Origin of the sequence: Massilia sp. Leaf139 (assembly GCF_001424165.1) — a bacterium.
Classification (GTDB): domain Bacteria; phylum Pseudomonadota; class Gammaproteobacteria; order Burkholderiales; family Burkholderiaceae_D; genus Telluria.
Genome location: NZ_LMOJ01000023.1, coordinates 181,960 through 196,003, shown reverse-complemented (window position 1 = coordinate 196,003; position 14,044 = coordinate 181,960). Strand labels below are relative to the sequence as shown.

Genomic DNA, 14,044 nt, shown 5'->3' with positions numbered 1-14,044 from the left:
CGACCGTCACTGGCCGGCAGGCAGCGGCGCGGCCGGCGTCGTGGTCGGCGGCAGCGACGGCGTCGGTGGCGTGACCGGCGGCACGGGCGGGGTCGGCTGGATCACAGGTTCCGGCTGCACCGGCCGCATCTCCGGCAGCGGCGCGGGCGGCACCGGCGGCAAGGGCGCGTTGGCCGGCGTCGTCAGCACTTCCAGCATGGCCGCCGTTTCCGCATCCGGTTCGCCGGCGATATTCGCCGGCCGGTATTTCATCTGGAAAGCGGCCAGCACGGTGCGGGTGGCCTGGTCGAACTGGCCGGTTTGCGTCAATCCAAAACCGTGGCTGGCGAGCTTTTTCTGGAACCAGAGCGCGTCCGGCACCTGGATGTCGAATACCTGGCGCACGGCGGCGACGCGGTTGGCGTCCGGCCACGCGACGAGGCCCGCTTGCGCCAGCTGGCGCCAGGGGAACAATGGCCCCGGATCCTGTTTGCGCAGCGGCGCGATGTCGCTGTGGCCCACGACGTTTTCGGGCAGGATGCCGTGGCGCGCCACGATGTCCTTCACTAAGGGAATCAGGGCGTCGATCTGGGTTTGCGGGAAGGGGGCGAAGACGCGGCCTTGCGGCGTGTCCTTCCAGCCGGCATTCACGATCTCGATGCCGATCGAGCTGTTGTTGAGCTGCGTAAAACCTTTCCAGCTCGAATTGCCGGCGTGGTAGGCGGCGCGGGTCTCGTCGACAAGGCCGTAGACGATCGGGCGCGGATCGTCGGTGACGAGGTAGTGGGCGCTTACTTGCTGCTCGGTCAGCGTCTTCAGCGACGACGGCTTGTCGCCCACCGTGTAGTGCAGCACCAGGAAGCGCACGCGGCTGCCCTGGCCCTTGGCCGTATAGGTCTTGTCGATGCCGCCCGGTGCGGTGACGCAGCCGGCGAGCAGGGCAAGAAGGAGGGTGGCGGCAAGCGATTTGGTGATCATGGCGATTCGTTCAAAAATGAGTCAATAAGGGGCGGCATCGCGCGCGGCCAGGCGGGCGGCGGCGTGATGGGCGCGCGTGGCGCTTTGCGTCATGATGCTGCCTTGCGGCAGGCAGGCGCGCATGCTTGCCGCGATCGCCGGGTGCAGCTCGGCCGCGCGGCCGCTCAGCACCACCGGACGCGGCCCGAAACGGCGGATCAGGGCGAGCGCCAGGCGTCCCAGTTCGCGTCCGGCTTCCTCGAGGATGGCGGCAGCGGCCGGATCTTCCCCGGCGCTGGCGGCCACAGCCAACGCCAGCTTGCCGACTTCGCCGCGTTCCTGGCCGTAGATGAACTGGCGCGAATACGCCCAGTCGGCGCCGCCCACGTACTCGAACGCGGCGCGCGCCAGCGGCGAGCTTTCCCAGCTGCCCGGCGCCTCGTCCTCGCGGCGCCAGATATGGCGCAGCGCCGCGCGTGCGATCCAGAAGCCGCCGCCGCCATCGTCGAGCACGACGCCGCGGCCGCCGGCACGGTGGAACCCGCCGTCGTGGTCGATAAAGGCGCCGATCGAGCCGGTGCCGGCATAGACCAGATAACCTTCTCCCGGCGCGAAACTGGCGCGGTAGGCGATCTCGATGTCGTTGCACATGGCGATCGCCGCCGCGTCGATGCCGAGCAGATCAGCCAGCCAGCTGGTGAGCTGGGCGCCGTCGCCGCCGAAGCCGGTCAGCCCGGCGCACACCCGGGCCGGCCGTGCATGGGCCAGCACGGCGCGCGCCAGCGTGCTGAACGTGGCGTGCACGGCGGCGCGGCCCTCTGGCGTCCCCATCTGCAGGGCGGAGAGGCCGGCGACATGGCCTTCAGCCAGGAGCGCACCGTCGGCAGCGGCCAAGGCCCAGCGCGTCTGGGTGCCGCCGGCGTCGATGCCGAGGCCGATGCCAGGATGTTCAGGGGAATTCAACATGCTGCGAGTTTAGAGCTTGAGAACAAATGATGCGAATGAAAGCTGGCTGTCAATGCATGAACAAAGCTTATGTGTGGCGCGACCATTTGCATCGCGGCGCGGCTGACCGGCGGCTGCTTGAACGCGTGGACGGCAAGCCGTCCACCCTACATCATGCGTTAAGGCTTGCCCCACACCTGGATGCGTTCGCTCTCGATGCCAAGGCGGTCGACGGCGCCGACAAACACGGCGTCCGGTGCGCCGAGCTGGGCGTCGTCCTGCACCTTCCAGTCGAGCTTGGTGGCCGGCACCACATTGAAACGCCATTCGTTGCCATGGCGCGCCCACACCGTGTACAGCGCGTTCGCCTTGCCGGCCGTCAGTTTCAAATCGACCGCATTGCCGTTACGCAGCGCCTTTACGCGCGGCAGGCCGGGTTTCACGTTGCCGAGCCAGGGCGTGGCCGGCACCAGGGCCGGGGTCGCATAGCTGGCGGTGCTCAGCTGGTCGGTGATGCCCTTGCGGTTCTGCATCAGGGCAACCATGCTGAAGTGTACGTGACCACCGGCCTGCGGGCGCGCACGGGTCGCTTCGATCTGGTCGAGGATTTCCTGCGGCTGGTAATCCTTGGTCGGCGCGCCGATGCGGCTGGTGAACAGGCCCGGCCACATGTGGCGGCCCTGCGTGTTCTGGCCGATCCAGTAGTCGAGCAGCACGTCATAGGCCTGCGCCTGCTGGCTGCGCGCCCAATACAGCTGCGGCGTGAAATAGTCGAGCCAGCCCTTCTGCAGCCAGAGTTCGGCATCCGCGTACAGCTTGTCGTACTGCGAGAAGCCGGCGATGCCGGGCGGGCGCCGATCCGGCCGGCCGAGTCCGAATGGGCTGATGCCGAAGCGCACCCAGCTCTTTTCGCGGTGGATGCCCTGGTACATGTCCTGGATCAGCTCGTTGACGTTCTGGCGGCGCCAGGAGGCACGATCGAGCTTGCCGCCGCGGGCGAGATACCGTTCCCAGGCCGGCGTATCCGGGAAATCGAGCTCGACCTTGGCCGCCGGCTTGCCGTCCAGCGCCGCCTCGTTGCCGGCGACGCTCAGGTTGGCCTCGATCGGGTACGGATAAAAATAATCGTCGATGTGGACGCCGTCAATGTCGTAGCGGCGCACCACGTCCAGCACCACGTCCAGGGTCTGCTTCGAGGCCGATTCCTCGCCCGGATCCATCCACATGAACTTGCCGTAGCGTTTGACTGCGGCCGGGTTCGAACGCGTGATGTGGTTGCTGGCCGCCGGCGAACGGGCGCCGTCGTGGCGCGCCCGGTAGGGGTTGAACCAGGCATGCAGCTCGAGGCCGCGCGCATGCGCCTCGGTCACCCAGAATTTCAGCGGGTCGTACCAGGGCTGCGGCGCCTGGCCCTGGGTGCCGGTGAGGTATTCCGACCACGGTTCCAGCGGCGAGGCATAGATGGCGTCGGCCGACGGACGCACCTGCAGCACGATCGCATTCAGGTTCATGGCCTTGGCGCGGTCCAGGATGGCGATCGCCTCGGCCTGCTGCTGCGGCGCCTTCAGATTTTGCCGGCTCGGCCAGTCGATGTTGGCCACCGTCGAGACCCAGGCGGCGCGGAATTCGCGCGGCGCGGCCGGGGGCAGCTTGCCGCTGGCGACGATCGTGCCTTTCGGCGTCGTCGCGCCCTTCGGGGTCGAGCAGCTCGCCAGGAAACCGCTCAGGGACAAGACGCCCGCCACACCCGCCAGCGCCAACGCGCGTTTTTTCAAATCAACCACTACCGCTCCTAATTTTTATACTTTAACGAACCATCTTTTGCGCCACATGGCCCAGGCCAGCGCGAACATGCAGGCGTTGAACAGCAGCGCATACAGCAGCGAGCTGTTCACGGCACCGATCGGCAGGTCGCGGATCGGCGCGTACAGCGTGCGTCCCAGCGAGACCGTGCTGCCATCGGGCTGCGCCAGTTTGATAAAACCCAGCATCTTGGCCACCAGTCCCGAGAACGCGAAAATGAACAGCGCATTCATGCCGTAGATCTGGAACGGCCGCGTCCAGCGCGCCGCTGCTGCGCGCACCGCCGCATGGGGAGTCACGTCGAGCAGCCAGAAGAAGGCGCTGAATATTAGCAAAGCCCAGCCCGTCATCAGGAAACAATAGGAAGGCGTCCACAGGCTTTTGTTGATCGGCATGAGGATGGCGTCGCAGATGACACCCAGCCAGAGCAGCAGCAGGCCGGCCAGCAGCAGCCAGACGGTTTGTTCCATGCGGCTCAGCCTATTCAGCAAAAATCGTCCGGCCAGCACGCCGAACAGCTGGCTGCACAGCGCCGGCAGCGTACTGAACAATCCTTCCGGATCCCAGGTTTTGGATTGCACCCACAGGTGGCCACCCAGCAGGGTGCGGTCGATATACGCCCCGACATCCTGGCCCGGCTCCAGCACGCCGGCGCCGCTGCCGGGCACCGGATAGAACAGCATGAAGCCGCTGTACACGCTCAGCAGCCCCGCGATGATGGCCAGTTGCATTCTCCAGCCGCAATACACGACGATGGGCGCGGCCAGCAGGGTGCACAGGGCGATCCGTTGCAGCACGCCGGGAATGCGCACCTTGTCGAAATTGAAGTAAGGGATCAGGTTCAGCAGGAAGCCGATCAGGAAGATCAGGCAGGCCCGTTTCGCCAGCTTGATGAGTAACTGCGGCTTGTCGGCGCCGGCCGCGGCGAGGCGGCCCAGCGAGAGCGCCATCGCCACGCCGCCGATGAAGAGGAAGAAGGGGAAGATGGTGTCGGTGAAAGTCCAGCCATGCCATTTGGCGTGGGCCAGTTGCGAATACAGATGGTTCCAGTCGCCGGGGTTGTTCACCAGCACCATGGCGGCGATGGTAAAACCGCGGAAGGCGTCGAGCGAAGTAAGGCGGCCGGGGACGTCGCGGTTCACTTCTTCCCGAACTCCGGATCGATTTTTACCAGCGCCGCCATCACGAAGGCCGGCAGCGTCGCGATGCACACCCAGATGAAGAAGTTTTTATAGCCCAGGTATTCCTGCAAGTCGCCGCTCCACATGCCCGGCACCATCATGCCCAGCGCCATCAGGCCGGTGCAGATCGCGTAGTGCGCGGTCTTGTGTTCGCCGTCGGAGACCATGATCATGTACAGCATCATCGCCGTGAAACCGAAGCCGTAGCCGAACTGCTCGATCGCCAGGAAAACCGAGATCAGCGCCAGGCTGGTCGGCTGCGCCTGCGACAGGTAGACGAACACGAGATCGGGCAGGTGCACGGCGAACACCATCAGCCACAGGCAGCGTTTCAGTCCCAGGCGCGAGATCAGGAAGCCGCCGGCCAGGCCGCCCAGGGTCAGCGAGATGATGCCGATGGTGCCGTAGGCCCAGCCGTACTGGGCGGTGGTGAGGCCGAGTCCGCCCTGCTCCAACGGATCTTTTAAAAACGGGGCGACCAGTTTCAGCAACTGCGCTTCGCCGAGGCGGAAGGTCAAAATAAAACCGAGGATCAGCCAGATGTCGCGCTTGCCGAAGAAGGAGGCGAAGGTGCCGAAGAATTCGCGCAGCGGGTTGGCGCCGGCGGCAACGGCATGGTCGGCCTCCGGCTTCGGCAGCACCAGCTGGTGCCAGGCAAAGGCGGCGGCAAACAGGCCGGCCAGCACGAAGAACACGATCGACCAGGCTTGATGGGTGTCGCCCAGCGAGACGGCCAGATAGCCGGCCAGCACGACCAGCGGCCCCTGCCCGGCCAGCGTCGCCAGCCGGTAAAAGGTGCTGCGCACGCCCACAAAGGCGGCCTGGTCTTTCTGGCGCAGGCCCAGCATATAAAAGCCGTCGGCCGAGATGTCGTGGGTGGCCGAGCTGAACGCCATCAGCCACATGACGGCCAGGCTGACGCTGAAGAAGGCGGGCAGGTGCAGCACCGTGCCGACCGCCGCCAGAGAAGCGGCCACCACCAGCTGCAGCAGCACCGTCCAGCGCCGCTTGGTGCCGAACATGTCCACGACGGGCGACCACAGCGGTTTGATCACCCAGGGCAGGTACAGCAGGCTCGTATAGAAGGCGATGTCGGAGTTCGACACGCCCAGATCCTTGTACATGATGACCGACAACTGCATGGCGACGACGTAGGGAATCGCCTGGGCAAAATACAGCGACGGCACCCACAGCCAGGGAGTTTTCACTTCGGATGTTTTCATAAGGCTTTCGTGATCGGGAAGAATGTCTAGTGGCCGGCATGCCTTCCCAGTCACGGCTTTACGACGCTAGGGCTTGGCGAACGCTGCCGTGGGCCTGTTCGAGCAGAACCCGCGCTTCCTCGACACCGGTCTGCTTGGACAAGGCCACGATCGCGGTCTTGACGTGGAAATCGCATTGTTCCAGCACCGCGCGCGCCGCGTCCTCGCTGGCGCCGGTGGCAAAAGCGGTCAAACGGATCGCGCGCCGCACCAGCTTGGCGTTGGTCGCCTTCAAGTCTACCATCAGGTTGCCATAAACCTTGTTCAAACGCACCATCAAGGCCGTCGAAAAAGTGTTTAAGGCAATCTTTTGCGAGGTGCCCGCTTTCAGGCGGGTGCTGCCGGAAACGATCTCGGCGCCGGTGTCCAGCGTCACGCCGATCTCGGCCTCGAGCGCGACCGGCGCGTCGACATTGTTGGCGAAGCCGATCGTCAGGGCGCCGGCCGCACGGGCAGCGCGCAGGGCGCCCAGCACATAGGGCGTGGCGCCGGAAGCGGCGATCAGGAGCACGACATCCTCGCCCGTCACGTTCACCGACTGCAGGTCGGCCGCGCCTTGCACCTCGTCGTCTTCCGCCCCTTCGACGGCGACGAACATGGCGTCGTTACCGCCAGCCAGCAGTGCCACGGCGCGGCCATGGGGCCAGGAAAAAGTGGGATACAGTTCCACGCTGTCGAGTACGCCCAGGCGGCCCGAGGTGCCGGCGCCGACATAGATCAGGCGCCCGCCCGCTTGCACCCGCGGCAGCGCGGCGGCCACGGCAGCGGCAATGCGCGGCGCGGCGGCGCGCACGGCCTTCACCGCATTGACCTGGTCGTCCACCAGCGCATTGACCAGCTCCTCGGTCGGATACTGGTCGAGCAGGACGTGCTCCTGGGCGGGGGTTTCGGTTTTCAGCATGATGGCGATCCGGCAGCGGATGGAGCGATGAAAAGATAAAACCAGTGTAATACCAATTGAGCAAGTGTTCCCATGAAAGGAAAGGACGCGCTCATAGCAAAAAGTTATGCAGCCTAGTCACGTCGGGCAGGTAAGCTTATCCACGGCGCAGCTCGGCGACGAAATCATAGTAATCGCTGCGGCAATACGAATGCGTCAGCTCGACGGCCACGCCCGATTCCAGGTAGCCGACCCGGGTGATGAACAGCACCGCCTGCCCTTCCGGCACGCCCAGTTGCTGCGCCAGCGCGGCGGGCGCGTTCATGGCGCGGATGTGCTGCAGGGCGCGCACCGGCATCTGCCCGCCCCGTTCCAGGTGCGCGTACAGCGAATGGTCGACCGCCTGCGGATCGGGCAGCACGCTGGCCGGGATCACGCTCGTTTCATAGGCCATGACGACCTCGTCGGCCAGGCGCAGCCGCTCCAGGCGCGCCACCCGCGCCCCGGGCGACAGGCCCAGCGCCAGCTGCTCGTCGGCATCGGCTGCCACGACTTCCCGTTTCAGCCAGCGCGAATTCGGCGTATAGCCGCGCTGCTGCAACTGCTCGGAAAAGCTCGACAGGGTCGACAAGGGCTGCTCGATGCGCGGTGCAATGTAATTGCCGGAACCGCGGCGGCGTACCACCAGACCCTGCTCGACCAGCTGATCGATGGCTTTACGGGCCGTGACGCGCGAGACGCCCTGCTGCTCGGACAGGGTGCGCTCCGAGGGCAGCGCCTGGTCGGCCTGGTAGCGGCCGTCGCGCACGTCCTGCATCAGCTTGCGCGCCAGCTGCAGGTACAGCGGCGAGTTGTCGTTGAGATCGATCTTGAAATCGGGTGTGGCTTGGTTCATGTTCGTATGCATCGGGGGCTTGCCGCCAGTGTAAGGGCAGCCTGGGCCCGGCAGCCCGGAAATTGTGCGGTTGGCATCGATTATGATTGTATGCTCATCGCAGCGAGCACAAGGAGACGGCATGAATGATTACAGGAGGACGCTACTCGGCATGGCCCTGCTCGGGGCGTTCAAGCCAGGATTCGCGGGCATGCTGGTCGCGCATCCGGCCGTCGAGCGCGAGCTGAATGGGATCGTGCACGATCCCGCCTGCCAGCTGGCCAGCCTGTCGGTACTGGCCATCCGCGCCGGCGAAATCGTCTATGAAGCCGGCTTCGGCGCGCGCTGGATCGACAGCGGCGCGCAGCCGGCGCCGGCCTTGCCGGCGAACCGGGACACCCTGTATCGGATCGCCTCGGTCTCCAAAATGGTCACGACCCTGGGTTTGATGCGCCTGATCGAAGCAGGCAAGGTCGAGCTCGACACCGATGTTTCCGCCTACCTGGGTTTTAGTGTGCGCAACCCGCATTTCCCGGAGCGCGCCATCACCCTGCGTCACCTGCTCACGCACACGGCCTCGCTGCGCGACGACGGCGGCTACTCCTTCCCCGCCGGCAGCACCTTGAAAGAGGTGCTGACGCCGGGCGCCAGGTTGTACGGCACAGGGGCGATGTGGGCCAATCGAGCCGGCCCCGGCGAGTATTTCACGTATTGCAACCTCGGCTGGGGCCTGATCGGCACCCTGATGGAGCGGGTGACGGGCGAGCGTTTCGACCGGCTGATGGGCCGCCTGCTGCTGCGCCCACTCGGGCTGGATGCCGGCTACAACGTGGCCGAACTGCCGCCGGCGGCATTGGCCAATCTCGCCACCCTCTACCGCAAGCGCACCACGGACACCGAGATCTGGGATGCAAGCGGCCCCTGGATCGCGCAAGTCGACGATGTGCGCGCCAAGGCGCCGAGTGCGCCGCCCGGCATCGAGCGCTATGTGATCGGAGAGAATGCCACGCCCTTCAGCCCCACGGGCGGCCTGCGCATTTCCGCGCGCGGCCTCGGCACATTGATGCTGATGCTGATGAACGGCGGCCTGCACGCGGGCCAGCGCATCCTGCAGCCGGCGACCCTGGCGCGCATGTTCGCGCGCCAGTGGTCGGCCGACGGCAAGGGAATCAATGGCGACACCATGGGCGGCTTCTTCCACGACTGGGGTCTGGGTAACGCCCAGTTTCCGGACGTGCCGGGGCGGCGCCTGGTCGAGGGTTTCGATGCGGCCGGCCACCTGGGCGACGCCTACGGCCTGCGCTCGGTGTTCGCCTTCGATGCCCAACGGAGAAATGGCATGATCGTGCTGGTCGGCGGCAGCTCGGTCGACCCGGCCCTGGAGCCGGGGCAATACTCTGCCCTGGCGCGCTTCGAGGAACGCATCCTGACGAGCCTGTACCGGCATACGATCGCCGCCCAGGGCTGATGTTCACCAAAATCCTCATCACCGTTGGTTATGGCGTGACCTTCCACTTTCATTGGCCCCCGGCGCCGCCTGCCCCTAAGCTCTTCCCTTATGTCAGCTAATGTCAGCAAATAACATATGGGGAAGCAGCAAGTAATCGTCATCGGCGGCGGCGTGGTGGGCCTGACCTCGGCCTGGTGGCTGCTGGAAGCGGGCTTCGGCGTGACCGTGGTCGAGCGCGCGCCGCAGGTGGCGAGCGGGGCCAGCGGCGCCAATGGCGGCCAGCTGAGCTACCGCTATGTCTCGCCCCTGGCCGATGCCGGCGTGCCCCTGAAGGCGATTTCCTGGCTGTTCCAGGAACACGGCCCGCTGCGCTTCAGGCCGGAGTTCGACTTGCGCCAGTGGCGCTGGCTGGCCAGCTTCCTCGGCCAGTGCACGGCGGCGGCGAACCGCCGCACCACGGCGAAACTGCTGGAACTGGGCGAACTCTCGCGCGCCGGCATGAAGCAGCTCGACAACATCGTCTCTCCCGACGATTTCGCCTGGCGCGACGCCGGCAAACTGGTCGTCTACCGTTCCTCGAAGGTGTTCGAGCAGGCGGCCGGCAAGGCCACTGCCGGCGAAATCTGGAGCGGCGCCGAATGCGCAGCGCGCGAACCGGCCCTGGGCGCGGCGCGTTCGCAGCTGGCCGGCGGCATCTATAACGGCGGCGAAGCGGTGGCCGACTGCCACGCCTTCTGCCTCAAGCTGGCCGAGCGCGTGCGCGCCCATCCCTTATTCAAAGGCTTCGTGCAGGCCGAGGTGCTGGGCATTGCCGCCACCGGCGGCAAGGTCGTGGGCCTGGACACGAACGTCGGGGCGATCGGCGGCGACGCCTTCGTGCTGGCGGCCGGCATCGAAAGCCGCAACCTGGCCGCGCATGCCGGCGTCAAGCTGCCCCTGTATCCCTTGAAAGGCTATAGTCTGACGGCGCCGATCCGTGCGGGCGATACCGCGCCCGAGATCAGCGTGACCGATTTCGAGCGCAAAGTCCTGTATGCGCGCATCGGCGACAAGCTGCGCGTGGCGGCGATGGTCGACATGGTCGGCGAAGACCTGCGCCTGAACCCGAAACGCATCGGCAGCCTGACGCGGCAGGTGCGCGAGACCATGCCGCACGCGGCCGACTACGAACGCATTTCGGCCTGGGCCGGCCTGCGTCCGGCCACGCCCAACAGCGCGCCCCTCATCGGCGCGACCTCGCTGTCGAACCTGTGGCTGAACGTCGGCCACGGGCCGCTTGGTTTTACGTTTGCCGCGGGCACGGCGCGCGTGCTGGCCGATCTGATGCAAGGGAAAGCGCCGCCGTTTGCGCTCGAGATGCTGGCGCTGAGGCGCTGACCGGTGCGATGCACTATCATGAGCCCAACATTATAAAAAGAGCATCGGCATCATGACCCAGTACACCCTGCAGCAAAAAGTCTTCCTGTTCCTGCTGGCCTTCGTCACCCTCGCCTTCGGCTGGATCCTGCTGCCGTATTCCGGCGCCGTGTTCTGGGGCGTCGTGCTGGCGATCCTGTTCGCGCCGCTGTACCGGCGCCTGCTGCGCGCCACCAAGTACAAGCCGACGCCGGCGGCCCTGATCGCGCTCTTGCTCATCATCGTGATGGTGATCCTGCCGCTGTCGCTGATCACGGCCTCGCTGGTCAAGCAGGCGCTTGCCGTCTACGCGATGATCGGTTCGGGCCAGATCGATTTCGGCGCCTATTTCCTGCGCATCGTGCATTCGCTGCCGCAGTGGATGGTCAATCTGCTCGAGCGCTTCGAGCTGACCGATCTCGCTTCGCTCCAGCAAAAGCTGTCGGAAGGCGCGGCGCAAGTCAGCCAGACGGTGGCGCGCCAGGCGCTCAACATCGGCAGTAAAACCTTCGACTTCCTGGTCGGGCTGTTCGTGATGCTGTATCTGCTGTTCTTCCTGCTGCGCGACGGCCAGTCGCTGGCGACCCGCATCAAGCACGCCTTCCCGCTGGGCAGCAAGTACAAGCAGCGCCTGTTCACCAATTTCACGACCGTGATCCGCGCCACCGTGAAGGGCAATGTGCTGGTGGCGGCCGCGCAAGGCGCGCTCGGCGGGCTGATCTTCTGGTTCCTGGACGTGCAGGCGCCGCTGCTGTGGGCGGTGGTGATGGCTTTCCTGTCGCTGCTGCCGGCGGTGGGCGCGGCCATCGTCTGGGCGCCGGTGGCGATTTATTTCCTGGTGACGGGCGCCGTCTGGCAGGGCGTGGTGCTGATCGCTTTCGGCGTGATCGTGATCGGCCTGGTCGACAACGTGCTGCGTCCCGTCCTGGTCGGCAAGGACACCAAGATGCCGGACTACCTGGTGCTGCTGTCGACCATCGGCGGCATGGCCTTGTTCGGGCTGAACGGCTTCGTGATCGGCCCGGTGATCGCCGCCCTGTTCATCGCGTGCTGGGATCTATTCGTGGCGACCGACGAGTTTCAATTGCACTGAGCACGGGGAGCGCCGCCCGCCGTAATAGTCGAGCAGGCGGCGTAAAACTATGACATCATGCCGCGCATAACAATAATTCCCTGACGGCCCGCGCGGTCGCGGTGCCCGGACTCCATGTCGATCAACTCCACACCCACCTTGCCAGGACTCGACCAGCATCCCAGTTCCGAGACGCGGTTCCGGGAACTGTTCGAGCAGGCGCCCACCAGCATCCAGATCGTGCGCCCCGACGGCCGCACCCTGCGCGTGAACCAGGCCTGGGAAGACCTGTGGGAGATCCGCGCCGGCACCGATCTGCACGCCTTTGTCCTGAGCGACGCCTATAACCTGCTGAGCGACCAGCAGCTGATCGACAGCGGCATCGTCGGCTACCTGCGGCGCGCACTGGCCGGGGAATCGGTCGAAATTCCCGCCATTTATTACGACGTCGTCGTCCTCGGCGGCAGCGGCCGCGCGCGCTGGGTGACGGCGCGCGCGCACCCGATCAAGGATGCCGATGGCCGCATCCTCGAACTGATGCTGATGCACGAGGACATCACCGAACGGGTGGCAGCCGAACAAGCCCTGCGTGAGCGTGAAGAGCGCTTCCGCTCGCTCGTGATGGCGACGTCCCAGATCATCTGGAGCACCACGCCCGACGGCCGCGTGCTGGAGGATTCGCCGACCTGGCGCGAAGTCACCGGCCAGAGCTACGCGGAGTGGAAGGAATACGGCTGGCTCGACGCCGTGCACCCCGACGACCGCGAACTGGCGCGCCGCACCTGGCTCGATTGCGCCGCCACCGGTTCCGTCTACGAGATCAACTACCGCCTGCGCCAGCGCGACGGCAGCTACCGCTGGACGGCGGTGAAGGGCGTGCCGATCCTGGACGCCGACGGCGCGGTGCGCGAGTGGATCGGCTCGAACAAGGACATCCACGAGATGGTCACGGCCCAGGCCGAACTGGCCGAGCGGCTGGGACGCGAGCAGCGCCATTCGGCCTTGCTGGTGAAGGTGGCGCAGGCTTCGCGCACGCTCGGCAGCGCGCTCTCGAGCCAGGACATCGCCGCCGGGCTGGTCGAGGTGGTGCGCGACATCCTCGAAGTGCACCAGGCGGTGGTGTCGCTCAACGTCGGCGGCGCCCAGGAGATCAATGCGATCTCGATGTCGGACAAGTACGCGCGCTACCGCAGCTTTGAGGTCAAACCGGACGGCAGCGGCATCTATGCCCATGTGTGCCGAACCAACCAGACCCTGCGCCTGACCCAGGCCGAGCTGGAAGCCCATCCGGCCTGGAAGGGTTTCGGTGCGCACGCGGCGCAGCATCCGCCGATCCGCGGCTGGCTGGCCGTGCCCCTGGTCGACCGCAAGGGCAAGAACATCGGCCTGATCCAGGCCTCGGACAGGTGCGAGGGCGAGTTCACCGAACAGGACGAAGCGATCCTGGTGCAGCTGGCCTCGATCGCCGCCAACGGCTTCGAAAACGCCCGTCTCTACAGTTCGCTGAAAGAGCAGGATCGGCGCAAGGACGAATTCCTCGCCATGCTCGCGCACGAGCTGCGCAATCCCCTGGCGCCGATCGCCTCGGCCGCCGAACTGCTGAAAATCGGCAGCTTCGACGAGGCCCGGGTGCGCCGCTCCAGTGAAGTCATCAGCCGCCAGGTCAGGCACATGACCTCGCTGGTGGATGATTTGCTCGACATCTCGCGCGTGACGCGCGGCCTGATCCAGCTGGAGCAGGTCGAGGTCGACATCGACGCCACCATCCGCAGCGCCGTCGAACAGTCGCGGCCCCTGATCGAGGCGCGCGAACACGCCCTGGTCATCCACCAGGCGGCCGATGACGCCAGGGTCATGGGCGATCCGAACCGGCTGGTGCAGGTGGTCGCCAACCTGCTCAACAATGCGGCCAAGTACACGCCGCGCGGCGGGCGCATCCTGCTGGCCGTCGAGCGCGAGGGCAGCCAGGTGCGCATCCGCGTACAGGACAACGGGATCGGCATCGACAGCCTGCTATTGCCGCAGGTGTTCGACCTGTTCACGCAGGCGGAACGCACGCCGGACCGTTCGCAGGGCGGACTCGGCATCGGCCTGGCGCTGGTGAAAAACGTGGTTGGTTTGCATGGCGGCACGGTGACGGCCCATAGCGAAGGTGCAGGCAAGGGCAGCACGTTTACGGTGTCGCTGCACACATTGTAGGCAGCGCCGGGTTCGCAGCCACGTCGGCGCCTGCCAAAATCGCGGAT

11 protein-coding genes are annotated in these 14,044 nt (G+C 66.0%); 4 read left to right on the top strand and 7 right to left on the bottom strand.

The window, feature by feature from the left end:
• Nucleotides 1–6: 6 nt before the first annotated feature.
• The 7 genes from ASF77_RS15070 to ASF77_RS15040 all read right to left on the bottom strand — a co-directional run bounded on the left by ASF77_RS15070 (nt 7) and on the right by ASF77_RS15040 (nt 7,902).
• The gene (locus ASF77_RS15070; protein ID WP_082493796.1) at nt 7–957 is read right to left on the bottom strand and encodes an N-acetylmuramoyl-L-alanine amidase; all 951 of its coding nucleotides are present in this window, start codon (nt 955–957) and stop codon (nt 7–9) included.
• Between the two features lie 21 nt (nt 958–978).
• Nucleotides 979–1,902, bottom strand: a complete 924-nt coding sequence (locus tag ASF77_RS15065) for an N-acetylglucosamine kinase (protein WP_056340937.1) — start codon at nt 1,900–1,902, stop codon at nt 979–981.
• Nucleotides 1,903–2,060: 158 nt separating this feature from the next.
• Nucleotides 2,061–3,665, bottom strand: coding sequence for a glycoside hydrolase family 10 protein (locus ASF77_RS15060; protein ID WP_056340936.1), 1,605 nt, complete (start codon nt 3,663–3,665; stop codon nt 2,061–2,063).
• Between the two features lie 15 nt (nt 3,666–3,680).
• Nucleotides 3,681–4,826 (bottom strand): acyltransferase family protein, encoded by a 1,146-nt coding sequence (locus ASF77_RS15055; RefSeq protein ID WP_056340933.1) that lies wholly within the window; start codon nt 4,824–4,826, stop codon nt 3,681–3,683.
• Nucleotides 4,823–6,088 (bottom strand): MFS transporter, encoded by a 1,266-nt coding sequence (locus ASF77_RS15050; RefSeq protein ID WP_056340932.1) that lies wholly within the window; start codon nt 6,086–6,088, stop codon nt 4,823–4,825. Before ASF77_RS15050 ends, ASF77_RS15055 begins: the two co-directional genes overlap by 4 nt.
• Nucleotides 6,089–6,146: 58 nt before the next feature.
• Nucleotides 6,147–7,028, bottom strand: coding sequence for an N-acetylmuramic acid 6-phosphate etherase (gene murQ, locus ASF77_RS15045; protein WP_056340930.1), 882 nt, complete (start codon nt 7,026–7,028; stop codon nt 6,147–6,149).
• Between the two features lie 136 nt (nt 7,029–7,164).
• Nucleotides 7,165–7,902: a GntR family transcriptional regulator gene (locus tag ASF77_RS15040; RefSeq protein ID WP_056341245.1), complete on the bottom strand. Its 738-nt coding sequence runs from the start codon at nt 7,900–7,902 to the stop codon at nt 7,165–7,167.
• A gap of 121 nt (nt 7,903–8,023) precedes the next feature.
• On the opposite strand from ASF77_RS15040, the gene ASF77_RS15035 reads away from it, so the two are divergent.
• From ASF77_RS15035 to ASF77_RS15020, 4 genes are all read left to right on the top strand, one after another.
• Nucleotides 8,024–9,349, top strand: a complete 1,326-nt coding sequence (locus tag ASF77_RS15035; protein WP_056340928.1) for a serine hydrolase — start codon at nt 8,024–8,026, stop codon at nt 9,347–9,349.
• A 117-nt stretch (nt 9,350–9,466) separates the two neighbouring features.
• Nucleotides 9,467–10,708 carry a D-amino acid dehydrogenase gene (locus ASF77_RS15030; RefSeq protein ID WP_056340927.1) on the top strand — a complete coding sequence of 414 codons (1,242 nt, stop codon included), beginning with the start codon at nt 9,467–9,469 and terminating at the stop codon, nt 10,706–10,708.
• Nucleotides 10,709–10,760: 52 nt separating this feature from the next.
• Nucleotides 10,761–11,819 carry an AI-2E family transporter gene (locus tag ASF77_RS15025; protein WP_056340925.1) on the top strand — a complete coding sequence of 353 codons (1,059 nt, stop codon included), beginning with the start codon at nt 10,761–10,763 and terminating at the stop codon, nt 11,817–11,819.
• A 114-nt stretch (nt 11,820–11,933) separates the two neighbouring features.
• Nucleotides 11,934–13,997: a PAS domain S-box protein gene (locus ASF77_RS15020; protein WP_056340923.1), complete on the top strand. Its 2,064-nt coding sequence runs from the start codon at nt 11,934–11,936 to the stop codon at nt 13,995–13,997.
• The last annotated feature ends 47 nt before the right edge of the window (nt 13,998–14,044 follow it).

What these genes read in the sequence shown, in the direction of transcription:
- ASF77_RS15070 (WP_082493796.1), bottom strand. Translation starts at nt 957, where the DNA reads ATGATCACCAAATCGCTTGCCGCCACCCTCCTTCTTGCCCTGCTCGCC.
- ASF77_RS15065 (WP_056340937.1), bottom strand. Translation starts at nt 1,902, where the DNA reads ATGTTGAATTCCCCTGAACATCCTGGCATCGGCCTCGGCATCGACGCC.
- ASF77_RS15050 (WP_056340932.1), bottom strand. Translation starts at nt 6,088, where the DNA reads ATGAAAACATCCGAAGTGAAAACTCCCTGGCTGTGGGTGCCGTCGCTG.
- murQ (WP_056340930.1), bottom strand. Translation starts at nt 7,028, where the DNA reads ATGCTGAAAACCGAAACCCCCGCCCAGGAGCACGTCCTGCTCGACCAG.
- ASF77_RS15040 (WP_056341245.1), bottom strand. Translation starts at nt 7,902, where the DNA reads ATGAACCAAGCCACACCCGATTTCAAGATCGATCTCAACGACAACTCG.
- ASF77_RS15035 (WP_056340928.1), top strand. Translation starts at nt 8,024, where the DNA reads ATGAATGATTACAGGAGGACGCTACTCGGCATGGCCCTGCTCGGGGCG.
- ASF77_RS15030 (WP_056340927.1), top strand. Translation starts at nt 9,467, where the DNA reads ATGGGGAAGCAGCAAGTAATCGTCATCGGCGGCGGCGTGGTGGGCCTG.
- ASF77_RS15025 (WP_056340925.1), top strand. Translation starts at nt 10,761, where the DNA reads ATGACCCAGTACACCCTGCAGCAAAAAGTCTTCCTGTTCCTGCTGGCC.
- ASF77_RS15020 (WP_056340923.1), top strand. Translation starts at nt 11,934, where the DNA reads ATGTCGATCAACTCCACACCCACCTTGCCAGGACTCGACCAGCATCCC.